Origin of the sequence: Bacillus jepli (assembly GCF_047238305.1) — a bacterium.
Classification (GTDB): Bacteria; Bacillota; Bacilli; order Bacillales; family Bacillaceae_L; genus Ferdinandcohnia.
The window spans coordinates 77181-90591 of the sequence record NZ_JBDFMO010000001.1 but is presented as its reverse complement, the minus strand read 5'-3'; the positions used below and the strand labels follow the sequence as shown (position 1 = coordinate 90591).

Genomic DNA, 13411 nt, shown 5'->3' with positions numbered 1-13411 from the left:
AATTTAGTGTAAAGCCAAAGTAAAAAAGTATTCACTTCGATGTTGGATGGAATATAATAAAGGTTATGTTCGATTAACTTTATTCAGTAGAAGTTTCCATTTTAATAATAGGGGATATAAACAAGGAGAACGTATCATGTACGAAACAAACACCATTAGAGAGAAAATAAAATTGATTTTTGTGATGCTGATCCCGATATTAATTACTCAGCTCAGTATGTTTTCCATGGTCTTTTTTAATACGATCATGACGGGGAGATTTAATTCTTCAGACTTGGCAGGGGTAGCCATCGGTTCTTCGATATGGAATCCGATTTTTACAGGGCTTAGTGCCATTTTACTAGCGGTATCGCCCATTGCTGCCCAAAGATTTGGTGAAAAGAAGAGCAATGAGGTGGCAACAATTGTATCGAGTGGCATTTATTTAAGCTTCATTATTGGAGCGGTGGTCATTTTAGCAGGAGTCATCTTTTTAAATCCGTTGTTAAACATGATGAACCTTCCCGAAAGTGTTCACCTAACGGCGCATGACTATTTAGTAGGCTTGAGCTTTGGAATCATTCCACTGTTTATTTTTAATGTATTGCGGTCATTTATTTATGCGTTAGGGATTACGAGAGTGGTTATGTTTGTATTATTGGTATCTGTGCCTATTAATCTTCTATTAAATTATATGTTAATTTTTGGAGCATGGGGCTTTCCGGCACTCGGTGGTGGGGGAGCTGGACTTGCAACCTCGATTACGTATTGGGTGATCGTGGCCATTACGGCTTTCATTGTGATTACGAAAGAACCGTTTTCCTCCTATAAAGTCTTTGTGGGGCTAAGAGGGTTTACTTTTAACGAAAGCAAAGAGATTTTAAAAATCGGTATCCCTATGGGCCTATCCACCTTTTTCGAAACAAGCATGTTTGCAGTCGTAACCATTTTAATAAGTAAGTTTTCAGTCACAACCGTTGCGGCGTATCAATCCGCATTAAACATCGTTTCGTTCCTATATATGATTCCAGTGAGCATTTCGATGGCATTAACGGTTTTAGTTGGATATGAGGTAGGTGCGCGTCGCAATAAGGATGCGAAAATTTACTCATGGCTCGGGATTGCACTCTCCATGATGATCGCACTCGTCACGGGATTATTTGTGATTCTCTTCCGCTTTGAAGTGGCAGGACTATATTCAACCGAAACAGCGGTTATCACATTAACCGCACAATTCTTGATTTATGCTTTATTTTTCCAGGTGTCAGATGCCATTCAAGCAACAGCACAGGCTGCTTTAAGAGGATATAAAGATGTCAATATCGCGTTCGTGATGACATTGATTGCCTACTGGCTCATCTGCTTACCAGCCGGATGGGGGCTTGCCCATTTCACAGATTTGGGGGCAGCCGGTTACTGGCTCGGACTGTCATTCGGTTTACTGGCAGCAGGTGTCGGATTATCGGCAAGACTCATTCACATACAACGCACACGGTTTTCAGAAGAGAAGATGGTGGGATAAGCTTGGATAGGGGCTTCAGAGTGCTTGGATTTAGTTCTCAAAGACAAACTGGGCGAACTCTCGCTTCAAATGTCGTTGAGACATACTCTCGTGGACAAACTAAATTGACGAATGTCGTGAAATGTCTTTGATACCTGCTCTCGTGGACAAAAACCAAGCGAAGTATGTCGTGAAATGTCTTTGAGACCTGTTCTCGTGGACAAACCAAATCGAAGTATGTCGAGAAATGTCTTTGATACCTGCTCTCGTGGACAAAACCAAGCGAAGTATGTCGTGAAATGTCTTTGAGACCTGTTCTCGTGGACAAACCAAATCGAAGTATGTCGTGAAATGTCTTTGATACCTGCTCTCATGGACAAAACGAGACCACAAATGTCGTAAAATGTCTCTGAGCCCTGCTCTCAGAGACAAAACCAAACCACACATGTCGAGAAATGTCACTGATCCTCATTAATAACTTCAGAATAACGAAAAGGAAGGGGCAACCCTTCCTTTTTTTCATTCTCCCTACACCAAAACTTAACAATTCTTTTACAGTAGCTAAAGAAAATAATCGCAATTTTTCGATAAGATGTAGTAAAAGGCGATGGAGGGGTTAGATGAAGATTACGGTTGCGGGTGCAGGGTATGTCGGACTAGTTACAAGTGTTTGTTTAGCTGAACTTGGTCATGAAGTCATTTGCATTGATATCCAAGCCCAAAAAATTGAACAGCTTCAAGAAGGGTTCTCACCAATCTACGAACCAGAGTTGGAACCACTTTTACAGAAAAACCTGATAGAAGGCAGACTTTATTTCACGACAAATCCACGCTACGCGTACACACAAGCAGATGTCATTTTTATCGCTGTCGGTACTCCACAGAATGTGGATGGTACTGCCAATCTGGATTATGTCTATGACGTCGTAGAAACGATCGCTGTACATATTGAAAATGATGTGATTATTTGTACAAAGAGCACCGTCCCTGTGGGAACGAATGAAAAATTAAAACGAATCATTGACTCGAAAAAGCTCCCGCAACTTCGCGTAGAAATCGTATCAAACCCTGAATTCTTACGTGAAGGATCTGCTGTAGTTGATTTCTTTTATGGAGATCGGATTGTCATTGGGGCAGAAAACGATGAAAGTGCTAGAGTGCTTGAAAACATCTATCAACCTCTAAAAATTCCAATTATTAAAACGGATGTTAAAAGTGCTGAAATGATTAAATACGCGTCAAATGCCTTTCTTGCCACAAAGATAAGCTTTGTGAATGAAATTGCGAGAATGTGTGAAAAAGTAGGGGCTAACATTGATGATGTCACATACGGGATTGGGAAGGACCAACGAATTGGACCCTACTTTTTAAAAGCGGGGCTAGGCTATGGGGGATCTTGTTTTCCGAAAGATACGAGAGCACTCATTCATACCTCAGGTAGCCTAGGACATCATTTTGAACTACTTGAGGCGGTTATTAAAGTCAACAACCGCCAAAAATCGTTTCCTGTAGTAAAGGCAAAAGAGCTTTTGAATTCATTAAAAGGTAGAAAGGTTGCGGTATTAGGACTTTCCTTTAAACCGAATACAGATGACATACGGGAAGCAGCTTCCATCACTGTCATTAAAGAGCTCTTACAGGAGGGGGCAAGCGTCAACGCATATGACCCAATCGCAATTAAAAAGGCAAAAGAAATATTTGGGAATTCCATTGACTATACAGATGAAATTCCAACTGCGATTCAAAATGCAGATGTAACCATTATTACAACCGAATGGGAGCAAATTAAACAATTCCCCCTTAATCTCTACAGTGAATATATGAAAGAACCAAAAGTGATTGATGGAAGAAATTGCTACCCACTCGAAGAAGTACAGAAATACCCACTGTTGTATGTATCGATTGGGAGGCCGACAGTGGTTAAAACGTTAACGAAAAAGCATTAAAGGTCAAGGGGGAGACATAGAACATGAAGGTTTTGCTTTCCATTTATCATGCTGATTGTCGAATCTTTCAAAAAGTAAACCAGCATTATGATATAAAATGGCTACACTTTTTCTTCTCAAGAATCACATTTTTAGGTGGGGCTACTTTTACCATTATCACCTGTCTTGCGTTAGCCCTTTTGACGACAAATCAACTAAGGATTACGGCAATCGCAAGTGCGCTTTCACTTGCAATCAGTCATCTGCCTGTCCATGTCATCAAAAAACTGTATCCTAGGAAAAGGCCGTACTTAATAGTGGAAGAATCAAAGTTTCCGTTAAAAGCTTTAACAGACCACTCGTTTCCTTCAGGACACACAACAGCAATATTTTCGGTTATTATTCCGTTTATTTTATATATGCCATACCTTTCCATCATCCTACTTCCTATTGGGATTTGTGTGGGACTATCAAGAATCTTTTTAGGCTTGCATTATCCTTCTGACGTGATGGCGGGTGGGATTTTAGGAACCACATCTGGAGTTTTAAGCTTATCTTTAGTCATTCAATTATCGGAATCTACCTTAAGGGGGATCTTATGAAAATAGCGATTTTTACAGATACTTATTATCCAGAGGTTAACGGTGTTGCACGCACATTAAAAAGGTTCACGGATTATCTAGAGGAACAAAATATGGATGTGAAGGTGTTTGCGCCAATGTCTGATTCAAATGAATATGTATCGAGTCATATTCACCGATTTAAAAGCTTATCCTTTTTCCTATATCCAGAGTGCAGGCTTGCGTTTCCGAATATGTTTCACATTCGGGCAGAACTTGAAAAATTTGCACCAGATATCATCCATGTCGCAACCCCATTTAATATTGGATTTTGGGGAAGTTACTATGCAAAAAAACTAAATATACCGCTTGTAGGCTCGTATCATACCGATTTTGATTATTATCTACAGTTTTATGATTTGCAATTTTTATCCAATCCTTTATGGAAATATATGAAATGGTTTCATCGTCCATTTCAAAGGCTCTATGTTCCAACCCTAGTGACAAAAAATCAGCTTGAGGAAAAAGGGTTTTCCAACATCGAAATCTGGACTCACGGGGTGGATTGTGAATTGTTTAATCCTTATTACAATAGGGCTGTTGTTCAGGAGAAGTATCGGGTTTCAAAAAAGTTTATGCTGACTTACGTGGGTCGGTTAGCGCCGGAAAAAAATGTAGAAGAACTCGTTGACATTGCCAACTCATTGCCACCGGAGTGGAGTGACCAAATTCAATGGCTTATCGTTGGAGACGGCCCCTTACGTAGTAAAATGGAGCAAGAAGCTCCAGCCAATATGACCTTTACTGGATTTTTAAAGGGAACGGATTTGGCAGAAGTATATGCTGCTTCAGATATTTTCGTCTTTCCATCATCATCAGAAACCTTTGGAAATGTCATGCTCGAATCAATGGCAAGCGGTACACCAGTAATTGGCGTGAATGCAGGAGGCGTTAAAAATGTCGTTCAAGAAGGAGTTACCGGTTATTTGTGTGAGCCAGGAAACACAAAGGACATCACGGATACGATTCTGCATCTACTCGAAAATGACGGGGTTCGCAACCGCATGGGAATGGAAGGAAGGAAATATGCCTTAACCCAAAAATGGGATGTCATCTTTGAAAACCTGCTCTACAGCTACTCAAATGTATTAAAAGATCCAAGCAAACAAAAATATGCATAAAAAAGGAAGGGGCGCCCCTTCCTTTTTTCATTGTTCTCCAAGAAAGTTCACAAACTCGCTTCCGGTTAATTCAAGGTTTTTCGGAACACGGATGATGAGAAAATCATAATTAAGAGGCTTATCATCATTAAACCTTCTATCAAACTCATCTGTTAACCCACCACCTCTAAATTGGGAAATCACAAAATCATTATGAAAGCTATGAAGTTTTACCTCATGGTCCATTGCGGGATTCGCAATCAAAGTATTACCCTGGATTGAGAAGGTTGGTGTTGGGATTTCGTCGTAAAAATCGTACCCATTGAATTGTGTATTTGCTACATAATAAATAATCTCGATCGTTTGGTCGTCATTTTCTTTTCGATCAAAAATGGTATACATGTTAATGTTATCCAAATATTGAATATTAAGTTGCGCTTGGTCAAATGGGATATTCCATCTTTCTTTTTCTTTTATCGCTTCTACATTTTTAAATGTCTCTTGTTCAATCGCCTGATGAATTTGCTCGAAAGTCATATCAGGGCTTTCAGCTGAATCAATGGTTGAATTTGGTAGGCAATAATAGACAATGACGGCCACAACCAAGATAATAAAATACGTTCCGAGTAATAGTTTCGTAAGTTTAGCACCTGAGTATTTTTTACCGAAATATACGGTTAGAAAAACAAGAGCTATAATAAACAACAAGAAAATAAAAGGAAGTACAGTACCGATTACTGACATTATTTTCGAACCTCCAATCGGTTAGTTGCCGCAATCACAATCCACACCAATAGGGCAACTGTAACGACAACCTTGATGGTGAATAGTAAAATCGATGTTTCGTTTGCAAAAAACGTGAACCCTGAAAATGTGTTAAATGTTCTTCCTTCATAAATTGCCCATCCAATGAATAGGGCTGGTATCACAAACCCGAAAAGTTTGTTTATTTGTGTAAACATTCCGATGAAATATCCAAATGCCGCAAACAAAGTCAGGTATAAGGCACCAATATAAATTCCAACTAGTAAATCAGAAAATGATAGAAAAAAATGATTAGTGATGATTAACTTGCTGCTTTCTTTGAAGTAAAGGATCACCCTTAACAGAATCCCAATAAAAGTCGAGGTGATACTGGCAATGAATGAATAGACCACTAGCATTCCGAACGTGGATAGATGGCTACTCATTCGGTTTGTAACAAATGAAAAATCAATATAATGATAGGATTTTGTTGTTAGTGTGATTGCCGTAATAAAAGCCCAGAATGCCGTAAACATAAAGATCATGCTTCCGGAGTAGGTGGAAATGGATATTCCACTAAGCCCCATCTGCCCAACGCCATTAAAAGAAAACAAGAGCGCAATGGCCTGCACAGTTACAAGGCTTGTAAACGCACCATAATAGGCGCGAACCTTAAAAAATAATTGCTTTTTTACAACATCAAGTAAACGAGCATTAGTTAAAGACATCATTGATACCCCCCTTATTCTTTGCCGTGAGATACACACAAAGATCTTCTGTCGCAACAGGTGATAGTTCAATCCCACGCTTTTTCGCTTCCAGCCAAGTTGCTTCTGGATAAATATCATTTACAACGGAATACGTATAGTCATGGCCGATGTCCTCAACATAAATAACTTCCATGCCTTTCGTAACTTGTTCAATCACGTCCGTTTTTCCGCGAAGCCCGACCGCAAACACCTTCAAATCGTCAATTGGCTCATGAAGCACAACACTGCCATTCCGGATGAGGAGAACATTTTCCAGAATACTATCGATCTCATTTAGAAGGTGGCTTGAAAAGAGGATGGTTCTCGGGTGTGCAATGTAATCTTTCAATAATGCCTTGTAAAAGTCCTTGCGTATCGCCGCATCCATTCCGGTTGTTGGTTCATCGAAGATTGTAATTGGGCAGCGGGCTGAGAGACCGATAATCATATTAAAGGTACTTTTCATTCCTTTCGAGAGATGATGATGAAGCTGCTTCGGATTTAAATCAAAGTAATCAAATAGACGTTTGGCCAATTGGGCATCCCAATTCGGATAAAAGCCAGCACTTGCTTTTAAAATCTCGGCTAAATTTAACCAAGGCGGAAAGACCATATTGTCATCCACAAAAATAAGATTGGAAGAAACTTTTAAATTATTGAACGGATTCTCAGAAAAAACGCCAACCTCGCCAGAAGAAACTGGATAAAATCCAGCGATAATTTTTAAAAGAGTTGTTTTTCCTGCACCATTTCTCCCAATGACGCCTGTTATTGTATTTGGCTTGATTGTAAAAGTAAGGTGATCTAAAGCTTTCATATCACCATAGAGTTTTGATACGTTGTTCACATCAATCGCAATCACTTCTGATTCCCCCTTTGCCGTTCCTTTTCTTCCTTAACTAGATTGATTAATTCTGTTTCGCTAACTCCTAGACGCTCCGCTTCCAACACAAGTTCATGAACGAGATTTTTCATTGTTTGACTTTTCCTTTTCTCTAAAATAAATTGCGTGGCATTCGGCGTCACAAACATGCCCAAGCCGCGCTTTTTATAGAGGATATTTTCGTCTGCAAGGAGATTGAGCCCCTTCGCAGCAGTAGCAGGATTAATATTGAACATCTCCGCAAGCTGATACTGGGAAAACACCTTATGATCCTCAGGTATCGCTCCACTCAAAATCTCAGTTTCAATCCATTCAGATATCTGGACATAAATAGGTTTTGCGCCATCCTGCTTAAACTTCATATAAGCACCTCCTTAGGTGAATATGTACATTAGTGCATTAGTGATATAATGTACTATACTACATCCTATGAACAATTTCCAGATAATTTACTATGTTTTTTTAAAATGGACTATAATTAGGGTAGAGATTTGTGGAAAGTGCTTTTGTTGAAAATACGTCTCAGGTCTTAGATTCTTGTAATTTCTAGGTCCATAGTTTGAATAAATATCTTATAGTATAGTTAACTTGAGGAAAAAGAGATTATGAAGGGGAAAAGGTTGAGTAGGTGTCGTAGAAATCCTGTTCATCGGGGTGATGAAGGGGAAAAGTCCGCGCTGGTGTCGTGGAAATCCCGTTCATCGATTAGTTGAACGGGAAAAGTCCGCGGTGGTGCGGTAGAAATCCTGTTCATCAAGTCGATGAAGTCCCGAACGAAGGGTAAGTGCCACGTGAAAGTCCTTCATCAAGCTAATGAAGTCCCGAACGAAGGGTAATTGCCGCGTGAAAGTCCTTCATCAAGCTAATGAAGTCCCGAACGAAGTGTAAGTGCCACGTGAAAGTCCTTCATTCAGCTTATGTAGCCCAGAACCTAGAGCAGGGCCCCACGAACCTAGAGCAGGGCCCCACGAACCCAGAGCAGAGCACCAAGAACTCAGTTCTAACAAGTCTATCATCGCCCAATTACGTAGGGCGGCACAGCAAGAACAACACCATTTTTTCCCTCTAAAGTTTTTGAAACCAACGTTCGTGTTGGTTCGTATATAATAATAATAAGACAGAGTGTTAGGAGTCGATGGTATGAATTCGTTTCTCGCTTTTATTGTTAAATCGTTTATTTCAGTGCCGACAACGGCTACTGTTTGGTTAGTAAGCTTTTTTGCATTTGATCAAACATTCCTACTTTCGTCTGGATTTGCATTACTAGGTGGCGGAATTGCCTATTTTGGAACGTCAGCCATTATCAGACAATCCTTTTTACGAAAACATCGCCTAACGAGGAAGGAATATCAGTATATTGAGAGAAATTTAAAAGAAGCAAAGAAAAAACTTGCGAGACTCAATAAATCCCTTTTTACCGTTCGTCACATCCCGTCATTAAAACAAAGAGTCGACCTACATCGTGTCACCAAGAAAATTTATCGCTTATCGAAGAGTGAACCAAGACGCTTTTACCTAGCAGAACGATTCTATTTTTCGCATCTTGATTCAGTTGTAGAGTTAACAGAGAAGTATGCGTTTCTATCATCCCAGCCGAAGAAAAATAGCGAGCTTGAGCGGTCACTGCACGAAACACGAAGAGTACTTGAAGAATTAACGCACACGATTGAGAAGGATTTACACAAAATGCTCTCGAATGATATAGACGACTTGCATTTCGAAATTGATGTGGCAAAGAACTCGAATAAACAAGCAAATGATAATGCATTTCTTGATCAAAACAGGAGGTAAATGAGTATGAGTGAACAGTATTCTCCAAATTATAAAGAGCCAACAAATTTAATGGATGAATTACTTGCCAATCCATTTGATGAGAAAAAAGAGGAGCAGGAAAATCCGATTGTTCTCACACAAGAAGAAGAAAAGAAGCCTGTTCGGTTAGTAGATGTATTGCCTGAAGAAAATAAGGAAAAAGCCTTACAGTTGGCAAAACAAATTGATCCAACCAACCACCAAGCCATGATCTCATATGGTACGCCAGCTCAAAACAAACTGCTTTCGTTTTCAAACACAATGCTAGAGCATGTTCAAAAGAATGATGTGGGTGAAGTTGGACAGATTATTTCAGACCTTATGAAGCGTCTTGATGACATGAAGCCTGAGGAATTGAATCCTGAAAAGCGTTCCGTGATTGCACGGATGTTTGGAAAAATCTCAAATTCTGTTCAAGAGGTGTTATCAAAATACCAAAAAACAGGGGCGCAAATTGACCGAATCAGTGTGAAACTTGATAGAAGCAAGAATGTCCTTTTATCAGATATTGCGATTTTAGAGAAGCTTTACGACAACAATAAGGATTATTTTGATGCGTTAAACGTCTATATTGCTGCGGGTGAACTGAAGCTTGAAGAGATGCATAAACAAGTCATCCCAGAATTAAAGAAACAAGCGGAAGCAACCAATGATCAAATGAAGGTTCAAGAAGTGAACGATATGGTTCAATTTGCGGATCGCCTTGAAAAACGTGTTCATGACTTAAAATTAAGCCGTGAAATTACCATTCAAAGTGCGCCACAAATCCGTTTGATCCAAAACACAAACCAAGCACTTGTTGAAAAAATTCAATCATCGATCATGACAGCAATTCCGTTATGGAAAAACCAAGTGGCAATTGCGTTAACCTTAATTAGACAGCGCCATGCAGTAGAAGCACAAAAACAAGTTGCGAAAACAACGAATGAGCTTTTATTGAAGAATGCTGAAATGCTAAAGAGCAATACGATTGAAACAGCAAGAGAAAATGAGCGTGGTTTAGTGGATGTGGAAACATTGAAGAGAACAAAGGAAAACCTTATTTCCACATTAGAAGAAACATTGAGAATCCAAGAGGAAGGGCGCAACAAGCGTCGTCAAGCCGAGCTTGAACTTGCATCAATGGAAACAGAATTACGTCAAAAATTACTAGACATCAAAACAGACTAAATAAAAGGATAGGTACCATAACACGGTACCTATCCTTTCTTTTTTTATAATCCAAACAGTTGTGGTAAGAACAATGAAACTTGTGGGACAAAGGCAACGAGTAGTAATACCAAAATAACAACTCCGAAATAAGGTAATAATGTTGGGACCACTTCTTCAATTTTAACCTTTGCGACACTACAACCAACGAATAATGCACTTCCTACAGGTGGTGTCATGTTCCCAATACAAAGTCCGAAACAGATGATCATTCCAAAATGAATCGGGTCCATACCGAAGCTTTGCGCCACTGGTAAAAAGATTGGCGTGAAAATTAGTACGGCTGGTGTAATATCCATAAACGTACCAACGACTAACAAGATAAAAATGATAATAAGAATAATCCCAATTTTATTATCTGTAATTGATAATAAAGCACTACTAATTGCTTCAGGCAATCTCATATAAGACATTACAAGTGAAAATAAAGCTGAAGCTGTAATTAAGAAAAGAATCATACCCGTAATTTCAATCGTTTCGATAAAAATGGCTGGTAAATCCTTAAGCTTAAAGTTTTTATAGATGATTGAAAGAATAACCGAGTAAATAACCGCAACAGCTGCACCCTCAGTCGCTGTAAAAACACCGGCAACAATTCCGCCAATTACAATGACAATCAATAATAAACTTGGAATCGCACTCAAGATAATATAAAATATGTCTCTTGCACTTGGTAATTTCGAAATTGGGTAGTTTTCTTTCTTTGCCATAAAATATGCGACAACCATGACGGCAAGACCCCATAAAATCCCTGGAATATATCCAGCCATAAAAAGAGCTGCAACTGAAGTACCACCACTAACCAGTGAGTACACAATCAATACTGAACTTGGTGGAATGATTAATCCAGTTGGAGCGGAGGCAATATTAACAGCTGCCGAATAAGTTAATTTGTAGCCTTGATTCGTTTGCATCGGTGTCATAATACGTCCCATCGCAGCGGCAGAGGCAACGCTTGAACCAGAAATTGAGCCAAATAACATATTTCCAACCGCATTCGTGTGGGCTAATGAACCTGGAAGCTTTCCAACCAAGACCTTCGCAAAATTGACAAGGCGAAAGGCAATTCCACCATTATTCATAATAATCCCTGATAGCACGAATAAAGGAATCGCTAACATTGTAAAGTTATCAATACCCGTTACCATTCGTTGCGCTGATGTCAAAATGGCCACATCGAATGGCAATACAAATAAAAATGTAGCAACTGAACTCAAGATAATGGCGATCGCAATTGGTGCACCAAATAATAGTAAAAAGAAAAAGGTAGCAAAAAGAATAAGACCAGCAATCACTTCCATTATAAGATCACCTCTCTTTTTCTTTCTTTATAGGACATCAAACTGTGAATTTGATAGAGGACGATGCATATACCGGAAACAAGAATGGCGGCATAAACAACTCCCATAGATAAACCAGTTGCAGCTGCAGCTTGTGCAGAAGTTAGGATCACAATTCTGATACCGCCGTAAACCATTAAAATGGCAGCCGTTAAAAGAATAATAATATCGGTTACAAATTCAATTTGAAGCTGTACCTTTGGACTAAACTTTTCTCTTATAAAAAGGATTCCTATATGCTTTTTCGCACCGAACACATAGGCAGCGGACATGAGTCCAAACCAAATTAACATATATCGTGTTAATTCCTCTGTTCCGGGAGAGGAAATATTAAAAACATATCGAGATAATACTTGCCAGGACGATAGTACAACCATGGAGACAAGCAGTAAACTTGAGAAGACGATTAATACTTTGTCCAGAATTTGTTTTACCTTATTCATTAGATGATGTCCCCTTCATTAATTTGTAAATATCTTTTGTTTTTTCATCCTTTGCATAAGCCTCGTGAAGTGGCTTTACAGCATTGATGAAGGAGCTTTTATCTACGTCGATAAAATGAACGCCCATTTTTGTTTTTGCGATTTCAGTCTGTTCTTTAATAGATTTTGCCCAAACATCTTCATGATAAAGGGTAGCTTCCTTTGCTGCTTCCTGAATGATTCTTTGTTCATCATCTGTAAATTCGTTGAATCGTTTTGCATTGATGATGAGCATATCTGGTACGATTTGGTGACCGGTATACATATAGTATTTGGCAACTTCTCCATGATTGTTACCGACTAGAGCGGTTTCATTATTCTCAGCAGCATCGATCACTCCTGATTGAAGGGCAGTATAAACCTCACCGTAAGCCATTGGAGTAGGAAGACCACCGAATGCCTCAATCATGTTTACACTCGTTTGACTTGGTTGAACCCTCGTTTTTAAACCAGACACATCAGCAACAGTTTTTACTTCACGATCCTTCGTATATAAATTACGAGAACCAGCATTGAAGTAGGTTAATGCAATGAAGCCGATATCCTCGGTTTTATAATAAAGTTGATTAGTGATATTTTTATCATTCATTTTCTTTTCAAATTCGTCGTAACTCTCAAACACATATGGCAAGCTGAAGATTGAGTAATCGGATTCAAAACCTTCTAAAGCACTTGCACTTACTTTTGCAACGTCAACAGCACCTGATTGTGTTAATTCAAGTACTTCACGTTCACTTCCTAGTTGACCATTTGGATAGATTTCCACCTGGATTTTATGATTTGATTTTTCTTCAACTAATCGGCCAAATTCCACGAGGGACAAATGGACTGGATGGTCTAACGTTTGGTTGTGGGCAAGCTTCAATTCTTTAACCCCAGCCTCTTGATTGTTACACCCTACAATGAAAAATGTGATTAGTCCAACAAGTAATAATAGGGCAATCTTTCTCATGCTGTTTCCTCCTAGAATTAAAATATAAACGGTTCCATTTTAATATTTTGTGTTGGATAGTAGAACTTATCCTGTAAAATGGAACTATTTTCAATTTATTTGTTTAGAAAACAAA

Annotated in this window: 13 protein-coding genes; 6 read left to right on the top strand and 7 right to left on the bottom strand. The window is 39.0% G+C overall.

Going from position 1 to position 13411, the window contains the following annotated elements:
• Nucleotides 1–136 precede the first annotated feature (136 nt).
• The 4 genes from ABC371_RS00500 to ABC371_RS00485 all read left to right on the top strand — a co-directional run bounded on the left by ABC371_RS00500 (nt 137) and on the right by ABC371_RS00485 (nt 5146).
• On the top strand, nt 137–1501 hold the full coding sequence (locus ABC371_RS00500) for an MATE family efflux transporter (RefSeq protein WP_412895066.1): 1365 nt from the start codon (nt 137–139) through the stop codon (nt 1499–1501).
• 599 nt (nt 1502–2100) lie between these two features.
• Nucleotides 2101–3426, top strand: coding sequence for a UDP-glucose dehydrogenase family protein (locus ABC371_RS00495; protein ID WP_412895065.1), 1326 nt, complete (start codon nt 2101–2103; stop codon nt 3424–3426).
• A gap of 23 nt (nt 3427–3449) precedes the next feature.
• Nucleotides 3450–4007, top strand: a complete 558-nt coding sequence (locus tag ABC371_RS00490) for a phosphatase PAP2 family protein (protein WP_412895064.1) — start codon at nt 3450–3452, stop codon at nt 4005–4007.
• Nucleotides 4004–5146 carry a glycosyltransferase family 4 protein gene (locus ABC371_RS00485; RefSeq protein WP_412895063.1) on the top strand — a complete coding sequence of 381 codons (1143 nt, stop codon included), beginning with the start codon at nt 4004–4006 and terminating at the stop codon, nt 5144–5146. Before ABC371_RS00490 ends, ABC371_RS00485 begins: the two co-directional genes overlap by 4 nt.
• 27 nt (nt 5147–5173) lie before the next feature.
• Here the strand turns inward: ABC371_RS00485 and ABC371_RS00480 are convergent, their stop codons facing one another.
• The 4 genes from ABC371_RS00480 to ABC371_RS00465 are packed head-to-tail and all read right to left on the bottom strand — an operon-like array spanning nt 5174 to nt 7863.
• Nucleotides 5174–5869 (bottom strand): hypothetical protein, encoded by a 696-nt coding sequence (locus ABC371_RS00480; RefSeq protein ID WP_412895062.1) that lies wholly within the window; start codon nt 5867–5869, stop codon nt 5174–5176.
• A complete protein-coding gene (locus ABC371_RS00475) occupies nt 5869–6600 on the bottom strand; it encodes a hypothetical protein (protein WP_412895061.1) in 732 nt (243 codons plus the stop codon). The genes ABC371_RS00480 and ABC371_RS00475 overlap by 1 nt, the downstream gene beginning before the upstream one ends.
• Nucleotides 6584–7480 carry an ABC transporter ATP-binding protein gene (locus ABC371_RS00470; protein WP_412895060.1) on the bottom strand — a complete coding sequence of 299 codons (897 nt, stop codon included), beginning with the start codon at nt 7478–7480 and terminating at the stop codon, nt 6584–6586. The genes ABC371_RS00475 and ABC371_RS00470 overlap by 17 nt, the downstream gene beginning before the upstream one ends.
• On the bottom strand, nt 7477–7863 hold the full coding sequence (locus ABC371_RS00465; protein WP_412895059.1) for a GntR family transcriptional regulator: 387 nt from the start codon (nt 7861–7863) through the stop codon (nt 7477–7479). Before ABC371_RS00465 ends, ABC371_RS00470 begins: the two co-directional genes overlap by 4 nt.
• A gap of 778 nt (nt 7864–8641) precedes the next feature.
• On the opposite strand from ABC371_RS00465, the gene ABC371_RS00460 reads away from it, so the two are divergent.
• Together ABC371_RS00460 and ABC371_RS00455 are read left to right on the top strand one after the other, a co-directional pair.
• Nucleotides 8642–9292 (top strand): 5-bromo-4-chloroindolyl phosphate hydrolysis family protein, encoded by a 651-nt coding sequence (locus tag ABC371_RS00460; protein ID WP_412895058.1) that lies wholly within the window; start codon nt 8642–8644, stop codon nt 9290–9292.
• A 6-nt stretch (nt 9293–9298) separates the two neighbouring features.
• Nucleotides 9299–10483: a toxic anion resistance protein gene (locus ABC371_RS00455; protein WP_412895057.1), complete on the top strand. Its 1185-nt coding sequence runs from the start codon at nt 9299–9301 to the stop codon at nt 10481–10483.
• A gap of 44 nt (nt 10484–10527) precedes the next feature.
• Here ABC371_RS00455 and ABC371_RS00450 read toward each other — a convergent pair whose 3' ends face one another.
• From ABC371_RS00450 to ABC371_RS00440, 3 genes are read right to left on the bottom strand one after another with little or no spacing between them, the layout of a single operon-like run.
• Nucleotides 10528–11823 (bottom strand): TRAP transporter large permease, encoded by a 1296-nt coding sequence (locus ABC371_RS00450; RefSeq protein WP_412895056.1) that lies wholly within the window; start codon nt 11821–11823, stop codon nt 10528–10530.
• Nucleotides 11823–12305, bottom strand: a complete 483-nt coding sequence (locus ABC371_RS00445; RefSeq protein WP_136379391.1) for a TRAP transporter small permease — start codon at nt 12303–12305, stop codon at nt 11823–11825. The genes ABC371_RS00450 and ABC371_RS00445 overlap by 1 nt, the downstream gene beginning before the upstream one ends.
• Complete coding sequence (locus ABC371_RS00440; RefSeq protein ID WP_412895055.1) at nt 12298–13296, bottom strand: TRAP transporter substrate-binding protein; 999 nt, start codon at nt 13294–13296, stop codon at nt 12298–12300. The genes ABC371_RS00445 and ABC371_RS00440 overlap by 8 nt, the downstream gene beginning before the upstream one ends.
• Nucleotides 13297–13411 lie beyond the last annotated feature (115 nt).

Excerpts from the sequence above, each read along its gene's own strand:
- ABC371_RS00460 (WP_412895058.1), top strand. The coding sequence starts at position 8,642 with ATGAATTCGTTTCTCGCTTTTATTGTTAAATCGTTTATTTCAGTGCCG.
- ABC371_RS00440 (WP_412895055.1), bottom strand. The coding sequence starts at position 13,296 with ATGAGAAAGATTGCCCTATTATTACTTGTTGGACTAATCACATTTTTC.
- ABC371_RS00450 (WP_412895056.1), bottom strand. The coding sequence starts at position 11,823 with ATGGAAGTGATTGCTGGTCTTATTCTTTTTGCTACCTTTTTCTTTTTA.
- ABC371_RS00455 (WP_412895057.1), top strand. The coding sequence starts at position 9,299 with ATGAGTGAACAGTATTCTCCAAATTATAAAGAGCCAACAAATTTAATG.
- ABC371_RS00500 (WP_412895066.1), top strand. The coding sequence starts at position 137 with ATGTACGAAACAAACACCATTAGAGAGAAAATAAAATTGATTTTTGTG.
- ABC371_RS00495 (WP_412895065.1), top strand. The coding sequence starts at position 2,101 with ATGAAGATTACGGTTGCGGGTGCAGGGTATGTCGGACTAGTTACAAGT.
- ABC371_RS00475 (WP_412895061.1), bottom strand. The coding sequence starts at position 6,600 with ATGATGTCTTTAACTAATGCTCGTTTACTTGATGTTGTAAAAAAGCAA.
- ABC371_RS00490 (WP_412895064.1), top strand. The coding sequence starts at position 3,450 with ATGAAGGTTTTGCTTTCCATTTATCATGCTGATTGTCGAATCTTTCAA.
- ABC371_RS00445 (WP_136379391.1), bottom strand. The coding sequence starts at position 12,305 with ATGAATAAGGTAAAACAAATTCTGGACAAAGTATTAATCGTCTTCTCA.
- ABC371_RS00465 (WP_412895059.1), bottom strand. The coding sequence starts at position 7,863 with ATGAAGTTTAAGCAGGATGGCGCAAAACCTATTTATGTCCAGATATCT.
- ABC371_RS00480 (WP_412895062.1), bottom strand. The coding sequence starts at position 5,869 with ATGTCAGTAATCGGTACTGTACTTCCTTTTATTTTCTTGTTGTTTATT.
- ABC371_RS00485 (WP_412895063.1), top strand. The coding sequence starts at position 4,004 with ATGAAAATAGCGATTTTTACAGATACTTATTATCCAGAGGTTAACGGT.